Source organism: Streptomyces sp. FH025 (assembly GCF_017427025.1).
In the GTDB taxonomy this organism is placed as follows: Bacteria; Actinomycetota; Actinomycetes; order Streptomycetales; family Streptomycetaceae; genus Kitasatospora.
Genome location: NZ_JAFLNG010000209.1, coordinates 1 through 11,169 on the forward strand (window position 1 = coordinate 1; position 11,169 = coordinate 11,169).

9 protein-coding genes are annotated in these 11,169 nt (G+C 72.4%); 1 reads left to right on the forward strand and 8 read right to left on the reverse strand.

Features of this window, described 5'->3' with window-relative positions:
- Positions 1–51: 51 nt before the first annotated feature.
- From J0670_RS16910 to J0670_RS16935, 6 genes are all read right to left on the reverse strand, one after another.
- Positions 52–951, reverse strand: coding sequence for a Gfo/Idh/MocA family protein (locus J0670_RS16910; protein ID WP_207812429.1), 900 nt, complete (start codon positions 949–951; stop codon positions 52–54).
- A 115-nt stretch (positions 952–1,066) separates the two neighbouring features.
- On the reverse strand, positions 1,067–1,732 hold the full coding sequence (locus tag J0670_RS16915; RefSeq protein WP_207812430.1) for a DedA family protein: 666 nt from the start codon (positions 1,730–1,732) through the stop codon (positions 1,067–1,069).
- Positions 1,733–1,883: 151 nt separating this feature from the next.
- Positions 1,884–2,744, reverse strand: coding sequence for a class I SAM-dependent methyltransferase (locus J0670_RS16920; protein ID WP_207812431.1), 861 nt, complete (start codon positions 2,742–2,744; stop codon positions 1,884–1,886).
- A 127-nt stretch (positions 2,745–2,871) separates the two neighbouring features.
- Positions 2,872–3,666, reverse strand: coding sequence for a spermidine synthase (locus J0670_RS16925; protein ID WP_207812435.1), 795 nt, complete (start codon positions 3,664–3,666; stop codon positions 2,872–2,874).
- Between the two features lie 53 nt (positions 3,667–3,719).
- The gene (locus J0670_RS16930) at positions 3,720–4,700 is read right to left on the reverse strand and encodes an alpha/beta hydrolase (protein ID WP_307806552.1); all 981 of its coding nucleotides are present in this window, start codon (positions 4,698–4,700) and stop codon (positions 3,720–3,722) included.
- 97 nt (positions 4,701–4,797) lie between these two features.
- Entirely contained in the window at positions 4,798–7,674 is a 2,877-nt protein-coding gene (locus J0670_RS16935) for a tetratricopeptide repeat protein (protein WP_207812432.1), read from the reverse strand.
- 108 nt (positions 7,675–7,782) lie between these two features.
- Between J0670_RS16935 and J0670_RS16940 the strand changes: the two genes are divergently transcribed.
- Positions 7,783–9,240, forward strand: coding sequence for a selenium-binding protein SBP56-related protein (locus J0670_RS16940; protein ID WP_207812433.1), 1,458 nt, complete (start codon positions 7,783–7,785; stop codon positions 9,238–9,240).
- Between the two features lie 6 nt (positions 9,241–9,246).
- On the opposite strand, the gene J0670_RS16945 is transcribed toward J0670_RS16940, so the two are convergent.
- Together J0670_RS16945 and J0670_RS16950 are read right to left on the reverse strand one after the other, a co-directional pair.
- Positions 9,247–10,530, reverse strand: coding sequence for a globin domain-containing protein (locus J0670_RS16945; protein WP_243437118.1), 1,284 nt, complete (start codon positions 10,528–10,530; stop codon positions 9,247–9,249).
- 243 nt (positions 10,531–10,773) lie between these two features.
- Positions 10,774–11,169: DUF6114 domain-containing protein (locus tag J0670_RS16950; protein WP_207812434.1), on the reverse strand; the 396-nt coding region annotated here is incomplete at its 5' end.

The window sequence follows — 11,169 nt, forward strand, 5'->3', positions numbered from 1 at the left end:
CCGGCAGGGTCGGGTCGGGCCGGCAGGGTCGGGCCGGTACGCCTACCGAGCTCAGACCTCGACCGGGCCGCCGTCCGCCAGCGAGCGCTCGGCCCCGGCCAGGATCTCCACGACCCGCAGACCGAAGTCCGCGCCGCAGGGGTGCGCCTCGCCGGAGGCCGCGGAGGCCTGGAGGGCGTCCACCGCCCGGTGCAGGGCCGCCGCCGGGCCTTCGCCACGCGGCGGCAGCTGGACCACGCCGTGCTCGCCGCGCAGCTCCATCCCCGTGCCACCGGCCGCGGCCGGCGCGGTCAGGCTCAGCGCCAGCGTGCTGGACGCGCCGCCCGCGTGCCGCAGCACCAGATGGAGGGTGTCCAGCGGCCCGGCCACCGCCGTGACCCGGGTCGCGTCGCCCAGCACCGGCAGCAGGACGGACAGCGCGTGCGGGCCGACGTCCCACAGCGCGCCCTTCTCCTGCCGCCACGGCGAAGCCGCGTACGGGCTGCTGCTGCCCGGGGCGAACACCGAGCCGAGCCAGTCCGAGCGGCCGGTGAACCAGCCGCCGAGCTCCGCCTGCCGCTCGATCCACGGGAGCTGCTCCCCGCCGAAGCGGACGGTGAAGAACACCACCGAGGCGACCTTGTGCTCCCGCACCGCCTCGGCCACCGCGCGGGCGTCCGGGACGGTCAGCGCGACCGGCTTGTCCAGCAGCAGGTGGCAGCCCGCCTCGGCGGCCCTGACCGCGAGGCCGGGCTGCACGGACGGGGGCAGCGCGATGGAGACCGCGTCCACCTCGGCCAGCAGCCGGTCGAGGTCCGCGTACCCGGGCACGCCGTGCGCGGCGCCCAGCGCCTCGGCCGCCTCCGGCCGGCGGCCCCAGACGCCGGTGAACTCCAGCCCGGGGTGCTCGGCCAGCACGGGCGCGTGCACCCGCTCCGCCCAGGGGCCGGTGCCCAGCAGTCCGATCCGCACGATGTCTCCGATCCGTCTTTCTTCGTTCGTTCCGTACCTCAGCCCCGCGGCGTTCGAGCCCCGCGGCGTTCGAGCCCCGCGGCGTTCGAGCCCCGCAGCGTCCGAGCCCCGCGGCTCACTCCGCGGCGGGAGCCTTGACGGCCTCGGCGGCCTTCGCCGCCTCCTCCGCCTCGATCCGCGCGTGGGTCTTGGCGGCCCGGCGCTTCATCACCCAGGCCGAGATCCCGCCGATCACGACGGCCGCGGCCAGGCCCGCCCAGGAGAACCGGGACAGCCACGGCTCGATGCTCTTGCCCACCTTGTAGACCAGCAGCGTCGTACCGCCGGCCCAGACCACGCCGCCCAGCACGTTGGCGATCAGGAACTTCCAGTACGGCATCTTCAGCGCGCCCGCCAGCGGACCGGCGAAGATGCGCAGCAGGGCGATGAAGCGGCCGAAGAAGACCGCCCACATGCCCCACTTCTGGAAGGAGCGCTCGGCGGTGGCCAGGTGCGTGGGCCCGAAGTGCTTGGGGAACTTTCGTCCCAGCTTCTCGAAGAGCGGCTTGCCGCCCTTGCGCCCGATCGAGTAGCCGATCGAGTCACCGATGATCGCTCCGGCGATCGCGACCCCCGCGACCCCGAACGGGCTGACCACGCCCTTGACGGCCATCAGGGACGCCGTGACCAGGGCGATCTCGCCCGGCAGCGGGATGCCCAGCGATTCGATCCCGATGATCAGACCGACCAGCGCGTACACCGCGGTCGGTGGGACGCTCTCGATCCAGGCGTCGATGTGCAAGGCCAGTACCTCCGTGGCAGGTCGGGACGGGCGGCTCACCCTGGAGCCCGTACGCCCGTCCCGGCGGTCGTCCGATGGCGGCACCCAGGCCGCTCCCCCAGGCGCAGCCTAACGTGCCGGGCGGCCCGTCCCCCCGGCCGATCATCCCTGGTTACGACGTGCGCCCCCGTGCCATGGTTCCAGGCCGACCAGGGTTTCTCCAAGCTTCGGCAAAACGCAGTGCGACCACGGACGGCCTCTGCTTGATCCGGCGCGCGACCGGCAGCAGGGCGCGCAGCAGGCCACGCGCGCCTTCCGGGTACACCTCCCGCACCCCGGTGATCGCCGGGTGCGCGCCGGCCAGCTTGCCGCGCTCGTCCGCGTCCATGCCGAAGGGCATCGGCGGCGCCTGGTAGTAGCGGTCCCGGACTCTCCCCTCCAAGCTCCGCCGGCTGAACCAGCGCGGCACCGCGTCCAGGACCAGCGTCCCGCCGGGGAAGCGCTCGGCACAGGCCGCGATCAGCGAGCGGACCTCGCCCGGGTGCAGGTACATCAGCAGGCCCTCGGTGTTGATCAGCACCCCCCGGGCCGGGTCCACCTCGGCCATCCAGCGCGGGTCGGTGGCCGAGGAGGCGAGGATCCGGTGCCGCTCGTCCGGCGGCAGCAGGTGTTCGCGCAGCCGCGCGGTCTCCGGCAGGTCCACCGTCAGCCAGTCCGCCCGCCCGTTGTCCACCCGCCAGGCCTGGGTCTCCAGCCCGCCCCCGAGCCCGACCACCGTCCCGCGCGGGTAGCGGGTCAGGAAGTCCTCCACCTCCCGGTCGAAACAGGCCGTCCGCAGCGCCTGCAACTGGCCGACCAGCGCCTGCTGCCCGAACTTCTCGGCGAAGGGGAAGTCGATCCGCTCCACAAGCTCGACCGCCACGCGGTCGTGCAGCACGGTGTCCGGCCGCCGTGCCTCCAAGGCCCGGTACCACAGCGTCCACAGCGCCGTCTCCGGCACCTGACCCAGCTCCGGCCGCACCCCGTCGCTCATCGCTCGCTCCTTCGGACGTGCCCCACGCTCCGGCATGAACGCGCCGATTCTGACACCCCGCCCACGCCTCCGCATTCCGCGGCTGCGCCGACCGCCGGACCGCGCGCGGCGGCGCTGGTGCCGGGCCTCAGCCGATGCTGAAGGCGCCGTCCGGCGGGGGCGGGGAGTCGGTGGCGTCCGCGTCCGTGACCGGCGCGGTGCGGCCGACCAGGGCCGCCAGGTCCTCGCCCTCGGTGAGCCGGGCCGGGAAGATGTCCCCGGCCAGCAGCCGGCTCAGCTCCGTCACCGGCAGCGGCGCCGTGGAGCCGGCCAGCAGGATGTTGCCGTACCTGCGCCCGCGCAGCACCGGTGCCTCCGCCACCAGGCACACGTACGGGAACACCGCCCGGACGGTCGCCACCTGGGCCCTGGCGAAGGCCAGCGGCGGGCCGTCGGCCAGGTTGGCGGCGTAGCAGCCGCCCTCGCGCAGCGCGGCGGCGGCCAGGCGCAGGAACTCCACCGAGGTGAGGTGCGCGGGGGTGCGGGAGCCGTGGAAGACGTCCGCGATCACCAGGTCCTGCGAGCCCGCCGGGGTCGCGGCCAAGGCCTGGCGGGCGTCGCCGACGGTCGCGGTGATGTCCGCGCCGGGGCCCTGCCAGGGCAGGTGCTCGGCGACCAGCTCCAGCAGCGGCCCGTCCACCTCCACCACCCGCTGCCGCGAGCCGGGCCGGGTGGCGGCCAGGTAGCGGGGCAGGGTGAGCGCGCCGCCGCCGAGGTGCAGCACGTCCAGCGGCCGCCCGGCGGGGGCGAGGGCGTCGGCGAGGTGGCCGAGCCGGCGGGTGTACTCGAACTCCAGGTGGGTCGGGTCCGCGAGGTCGACGTACGACTGCGGGGTGCCGTCCAGGGTGAGCAGCCAGCCGCCGTCCCGGTCGAGGTCCGGCATGAGCTTGGCGAATCCCAGGTCGGTGCTCCGCCCGACCGGCACCGGCTCGTCGGTCACGCGCGCTCCCCCGCCGGCCGGGCGTCCTCGACGCCGAGGTACGTGGCCAGCCAGCGGTCCAGCTCGGCGAACGCCTGGGTGCGGGCCGTCTCCCCGGAGAGCACCAGGTCGTGCATGCCGCCCTTGATCCGGACGACGGTGACGTGCCGGCCCAGCCTCGGGCCCTGCGCGGCGATGTCGTCGGCGCGCAGCACGGCGTCCGCGTGGTGCAGCGCGTTGTGCCACTTGGTGGTGGAGATGGAGCGGGTCGAGGCCATCAGCAGCACCGGCACGTCGATCCCGAGCCCGTGCCGCAGCCGCCGGTGGCCCTGGTGGATCGCGGAGAGCCAGCCCGCGTACAGCGGGAAGCCCTCGGCGCGCTTGAGGGTGAGGTCGAAGTCCCACTCGCCCTTGTGGTCCTTGTGCAGGCTGTGCGTGTAGTGCGGGTTGAGCGCGGACGGCAGCACCCGGGTCGGCGCCAGCCGCCCGATCGCCGTCACGGCCGGCCCGCCGACGGTGCGCACCGCGGGGCCCGCGGGCATCGACAGGAACGGACTGTTCAGGAACAGGCCGTCCACCACGCCGCGCCCGGCCCGGCGCCCCGCCCACAGCGCCCCGATCAGCCCGCCGGTGGAGTGCCCGTTCAGCAGCAGCTGCCGGTGGCCGTCCAGCTCCCGGATGATCCGCACCACCTCGTCGATCTCCTCGTCGTACTCGGCGAGGTCCCGCACGAAGTTCGGCGACTGGTGCGGCCGCAGCGAGCGCCCGTACTTGCGCAGGTCGAGGGCGTAGAACGAGAAACCCAGCGCCGTGTAGTGGTCGGCGAGGTTGGTCTGGAAGAAGTAGTCGTTGTACCCGTGGATGTACAGCACGGCCCGCTCGGCGCCGGGTACGAGACGCCGCACCAGCGTCGCGCAGACCTCGCCCTCCTCGTCGGGCCGCAGCGTCAGCTCCGCCGCCTCGTAGGGCGCACCCAGGATGTCCTCCAGAAACTCCACCGCCGCCACACCGTTCCTCTGCTCCGTCTGCCGCAACGACAGGTGATCACCGTTCCGCCCCGACGATACCGGCCGGTAGGCACGGGGCGCGCGGCGGTCACGCCACGGATTCCCCGGTTTCCGGCGTCTCCATCGCTTGGAAGGCCCTCCAGGCTTCGTCGTGGGCCGCCTCGGCCTCCTCCGTCGCGCCGATGCCCTCCAGGGCTTCTCCGAGGCCGTACCACGCCAGGGCCAGATCGCGGTGCGAGCCGAGGGGCCGGATGATGGCGAGCACGTCCCGATGGAGGTCCACCGCCTCCTCGAACCTGCCCAGTCGGATCAGCACGGCCCCGAGATTGATCCCCGTCGCCGCGTGCTGGTAGTCGTCACCACACGCGTCGTACAGGAGGCGCGACCGACCGAACGCCTCAAGCGCCTCCTCGTGTCGGTCGAGTGCTTTGAGGTCCAGTCCGAGTTCGTTCCACGTATCGGCTTCGCCGTGACGATCGCCCAGATGTCGATCGATTTCCAGGGCCTTCCGGTGCGCGTGAATCGCCTTCTCGGGGTTGCCTGTGGAGCGAAGGGCTCCGCCGAGATTTATCCAGGCCTGGCCTTCGCCGTAACGGTCACCCAGCTCCTGAGAGATAGACAAGGCCTGCTGATAGGCGTCAGCGGCGTCATCCGGGCGACTCAAGCCCGACAAGGAGTTGCCGAGGTTGAGCCACGCCCGACCCTCACCGTGGCGGTCTCCCAACTCCTGGAAGGCCTTCAAGGCCTGCCGACAAGCCTGCTCGGCCTCCGCGCTCCTGTTCAGGACCTCAAGCGTCGCCCCGTAGTTCGACCAGGCGATGGCCTCACTGTCTCGAACTCCCAGCTCCTGCTGGATGGCCAGAGCAGCCTTCTGTACCTCCAAGGCATCAGCGAACCGCCTTGCGCTCCGCAACGCGATCCCGAGATTTCCCAGTGACACGGCCTCGTCGTAGCGGTTTCCCAGTCCCGCGAAGATGACGCGGGCTTCTTGGAGAATCTCAATCGCCTCATCGAACCGGCGGACTTCCGTGAGAGTGACACCGAGACTGTTCGTGGACCTGGCTTCTCCCAGGCGATCGCCCAGCTGCCGAAACAGCGCGACGGCCTGCTCGTGTGCCTCGATCGCCTCGTCGAATCGACGCAGCTCCCGTAGGACATCGGCGAGGTTCGTCCAGACGACCGCCTCACCGGCCCGATGGCCGAGGTCCCGGTAGATGGCAAGAGCGAGCTCAAGGACCTGATTCGCCTCCTCGAAGCGGCGGATTTCAAGGAACGTGACGCCGAGGTTGTTCAGTGTCCCCGCCTCATCCCGACGGTCACCGAGCTCGCGGTTGATACCGAGAGCGCGGCGGTGCGCCGCGATGGCCTCGTCGAACCGTCGCAGGCCTCTCAACGCGTTCCCGAGGTTGTCCTGGGCACCGCCTTCCCCGGAGCGGTTGCCGAGATCCGAGCAGATCGAGGACACCCGGTGAAAGGCCTCAACGGCCTCGTCCAGGCGTAGTACTTCCCCGAGCGCGAGTCCGAAGTTGTTCCACGCAGTTGCGGCGTTCACGGAATCCTCGTCGTCGGCAAGAGCCGCCTCCAGAGCCGCACCCATCACCACGAGGGCCTCGTCGGGGCGGAACGATCGCTCCAGGTACCAGCAGAGGGCCGGAGCCAGGGACATCGCGATGTCCGGGTTGCCCGTCGCCGCCGCCGTCTGGACTGCCGCCACCAGGTTGACGCGCTCGGAGTCGAACCACTCCAGCGCCTGAGCCCGGTCACGGAACAGGGAGGACACGTCTTCGCCGGGCAGTGCTTGCACGTGGTCGTCGGCAGCGTTCGCAGTGACGGTGTAGTAGTCGAGCACGCGCCGCCGGGCAGCCGCGCTCTTCCGCTTGTGCTGCTCCACTCGTTCCAGGGCGTAGGCCCGGACGAGGTCGTGGAGGTACCAGCGGCCGCCCTCGGAGGCCTGTTCGATCAGGGCCGTGCCCGCGAGTCCGGCCAGGTGGGAGCGGACCTCGCGGGGCTTCCGGTCGGTGAGTGCGGCCGCGGCCTCGGTGGAGATGTCGGGGCCGGGGCTGAGGGCCAGGAGGCGGAAGAGTTCCGCTTGTGGGGCAGTGAGTCGGCGGTGGGAACGGTCGAGTACGAGGCGGATACCGGTCTCGCCGTCGTGCAGGAGGTCGAGCCGGGCGGCGTGGTCCTCCAAGTCCTCCGCCAGCTCGACCGGTCGCAGGTGCTGGTCCAGTACGAACTGGGCGGCCGCGAGCCTGAGGGCGAGAGGGAGGTGGCTGCACAACGCGGCGATCCGGCGGGCGCCGTCGCGGTCGCCTGCGATGCGGTCGTCGTCCGCACGGGCGGTTCTGACGGCGGTGTCGAGGACGGCCACCGCCGATTCGGGCGAGAGCACACCCACGCGATGGAGCCGGGAACCCAGACTGGGAAGAGTCTCACGCGAAGTCACCAGGAGGCGGTGGCGACCGGACGGCGGTTGCAGGAGGCGGACCTGTTCCGCGGCCGAGGCGTTGTCGGCGATGACGAGGACGCCTTCGCCGTGCTTCTCCAACTGGTCGCGATACAGAGTCGCACGGGCATTCGGGTCCGGCGGGATGTGTTCGGCCGGGACGCCGAGGGCTCGAAGCAGGGTGTCGAGCGTCTGCCCGACTTCCATCGGAGTCTCGTCGTAGCCCCGGAGGTCGACGAAGAGGGCCAGGGCGAAGCGGCCGGCTTCCAGGAGGGCATGGCCGGCCGCGACGGCGAGCGTGGTCTTGCCGATGCCGCCGAGGCCGGTGACCGTCACGACCAGTGGACCGTCCGAGGTCAACAGGGTTTCCAGTTCGCCGAGTTCCCGGTCGCGCCCGGTGAACGCGGAAGCCAGCGGCGGCAGGCCGGCGATCGTGGGCGGCCGGACGCCTAACGTGACGTGCGCGGTTTCCGCCTGGATAGCCGGCGCCTTGAAGATCCCCCCGGTGATGCTGTTCTGCACCTCGCAAGGGTAGCCTCGCGCACCCCCGGCCGCTTCTCGTGCGCCTGCTGTGCGCCGGTGGTCCTGTGGAACGCTTCCCGGACGGACAAGGCGAGTTGGGGAGTTTGCATGCAGCATGAGCACCACGGGCAGCATGGGCACCACGGGCACGACGGGAAGCAGGAGCGGCACGGGCACACCGATCCGTCGCTCTACCGTTCCGCCGCCGAGGCGATCGCCGCGCCGCCGGAGAAGCTGGCGTACGTCGCCGGGTTCGACCGCAGCGGGCAGCAGCCGGACGCACTGCTCACCGTCGACACCGATCCGGACTCGGCGAGCTACGGGAAGGTCCTCAACTTCGCCGAACTACCGACCCTGGGCGACGAGTTGCACCACTTCGGGTGGAACGCCTGCTCCAGCGCCCTCGCACACGCGGACCACCACAGCCCCGAGCGGCGGTACCTGCTGCTCCCCGGGCTGCGCTCCTCCCGGCTGCACGTGATGGACACCCGGCCCGACCCCGTCCGGCCGCGGCTGGTGAAGACGGTCGAGCCGGACGAGCTGGCGGCGAAGGCCGGCTACTCGCGGCCGCACACCCTGCACTGCGGCCCGGACGGTGTGTTCCTGTCCTGCCTCGGCTCCGGCGAGGGCACCGACGGGCCCGGCGGGGTGGCGCTGCTCGACCACACCACCTTCGACGTGCTGCGCGCCTGGGAGACGGAGCGCGGGCCCCAGCACTTCGCGTACGACGTGTGGTGGCACCTGGGGACGAACGTCGGGGTGACCAGCGAGTGGGGCACCCCGTGGATGGTGGAGGCCGGGGTGCTGCCCGAGCAGCTGCTGGCCCGCAAGTACGGTCACGCGCTGCACTTCTGGGAGCTGTCCACCGGGCGCCACCTCCAGCGGATCGACCTCGGGGACCAGTACCAGATGGTGCTGGAGCTGCGCCCGGCCCACGATCCGCAGGCCGAGTGGGGCTTCGCCGGGGTGGTGACCAACGTCGAGGACCTCTCCTCCTCGGTCTGGCTCTGGTACCGGGAGGGGCCCGCGTTCACCGCGCGCAAGGTGATCGAGATCCCCGCCGAACCGGCCAAGACCGAGGACCTGCCGCCCGCGTTGCAGCCCTTCGGGGCGGTGCCGCCACTGGTGACCGACATCAACCTGTCGGTGGACGACCGCTGGCTGTACGTCTCCGCCTGGGGCACCGGCGAGCTGTTCCAGTACGACGTCTCGGACCCGTTCCACCCCCGGCTGGCCTCCTCCGTCCGCCTCGGCGGGATCACCGCCCGCACCCCGCACCCGGCCGAGCCCGGACGGCCGCTGAGCGGGGCGCCGCAGATGGTGGAGATCAGCCGGGACGGGCGGCGGCTCTACCTCACCAACTCCCTCTACGGCGCCTGGGACGACCAGTTCTACCCGGACGGCATCGAGCCCTGGCTGGTCAAGCTGGACGCCGACCCCGAGGCCGGCGGGCTGCGCATCGACGAGCGCTTCTTCCCGCACGGCGCCGACTTCCGGGGCCTGCGCGTCCACCAGACCCACCTCGCGGGCGGGGACGCCTCCTCCGACTCGTACTGCTTCCGCTGACCGGAGCTACCGGGCGAGCACCTGGTCGTACCGGACCTGTGTCAACGGCAGCCCCGCCGCCAGCAGTTCGGAGCGCACCGAGGCGACCATCCCGGCCGGCCCGCTGACGCAGGCCAGGTGCTCGCGCCAGTCCCCGGCGGCCGCGACGGCGTCCGCGAGCCGGTCACCGGTCACCGGGGTGAGCGACAACCACGGCTTGTGCAGGCCGAGTTCGGAGAGCGCCTGCCAGTCGTAGAGGTCCGACCGGTCCCGCGCGCCGACGAACAGGTGGACCCGCCGGCCCGGCGGGCGGTGGACGGCCTGCTGCTCGACGATCGCCTTCATCGGGGCGAGCCCGGTGCCGCCCGCGACCAGCAGCAGGTCGCGGGCGTCGCCGTCGGGCAGCAGGCTGCCGCGCGGCGGGCCGAGGCGCAGCTGGTCGCCGACGGCGGTGCGCTCGACCAGTGCCGCGCTGACGCCGCCGGGGCCGGTGCGGCGGACGTGGAACTCCAACTCGTTGTCAGAGCGCGGGGCGCAGCCCATCGAGTACTGCCGCCAGGTGTGCGGCAGCGTCGGGTGCTCGACGGTGCCGTACTGCCCGGCGCTGTACGGGTACGGCTCGCCGGTGCGCACCCGCACCACGGCGAGGTCGGGGCGTCGGCGCTCGTGGCCGGTCACCACGGCGTGCCAGTACGGGGGTTCGGTGAGCGCGGAGTCGGCGCCGGCGACCATCGCGCCGACGGCGAAGCGCAGCATCCGCACCCAGGCGCCCTCCAGCTCCTCCGTCCAGCGCCCGCCGGCCCGGTGCCGGACGGCCGCGCACAGGGCCTCCTCGAAGGCCTCGTAGTGGACCGGCCTGACGCCCAGCTTCCGGTGGTCGCGGCCGAGTTGGCGGAGCATCCGCTCCAGTTCGACGGGGCGGTCCAGGTGGTCGATCAGGTGGTGGAAGATGCGTTCCAGGTGGGCCTGCTGGAACTCCATCGAGGCGGGGAAGAGCGAGCGCAGGTACGGGCGGCGGCGGAACATGACGGCGTACAGGTGGTCGATCAGGTCCGCGAGCGGGGCGACCACGTCGAGATCGCGTCGGATCAGGTGCTGGTCCGCGGCTCCGTCGTAGCCCTCGCTGCCGCCGTAGCCGTAGTCGACGTCGTGTCCCGTCCCGGATCCGGGCCCCGACGGCGAGGCGGGGGTGAGGAGTTGTCTCCGCAGTCGCATCGCGTGGTGACGGGCGATCAGACGGTCGTACTCGGCGGTGGCGGTGCCGGTGGCGGTGGCCTTGCTGCTGCTGTTGTCCATGACCTGCCCAGTCAACCGCCGGCCACCTGCGGCGGAAAGGGCCGATCGCCCCCGTCGGACCCGGGACCATCGGCCCTCCGCCGGCCTTCCGTGACGGACGGCTGTCGACGCCGGTCGGCGGACCGCCCCGCGCGCCGGTGCTCTCCCATCACCGGTACGCGGGGCGCCGCCGTCCGGGCACGGTCCGGGCACCGCCCAGCCGGCGCCCGGACACACCGCACACGCCGTCAGGCACCGGAGTGCCGCCGGACGTGGACGTCAGACCCCGGCCGTCTTGGCCCGGGCCGCCGCCGCCCGGCGCTCGGTGCGCCGGTCCTCCCGCCGCTGCCTCCCACGGCGCAGCGGCTGGTCGGGCAGCCAGCCGAAGGTCAGGCAGGAGCCCACCACTCCGAGCAGCATCCCGAACACGAAGCCGCCCAGGTTGGACGTCACCCAGCTGGCCAGCGAGGCGAGCACGGCGACGATGGAGTAGAACAGCCGCTGCGCCGGATTGAACAGGATCAGCAGGCCGCACAGCACCATCAGCACCGGCACGAGGTACCCGGCCAGTCCCTCCATCCCGATGTGCAGGAGGACGGGCAGCGGGGCCCACAGCGTGACCAGCATCTCGGCGCCGCCGAGCGTCACCAGCAGCCCGCCCCAGAACGGTCGCTT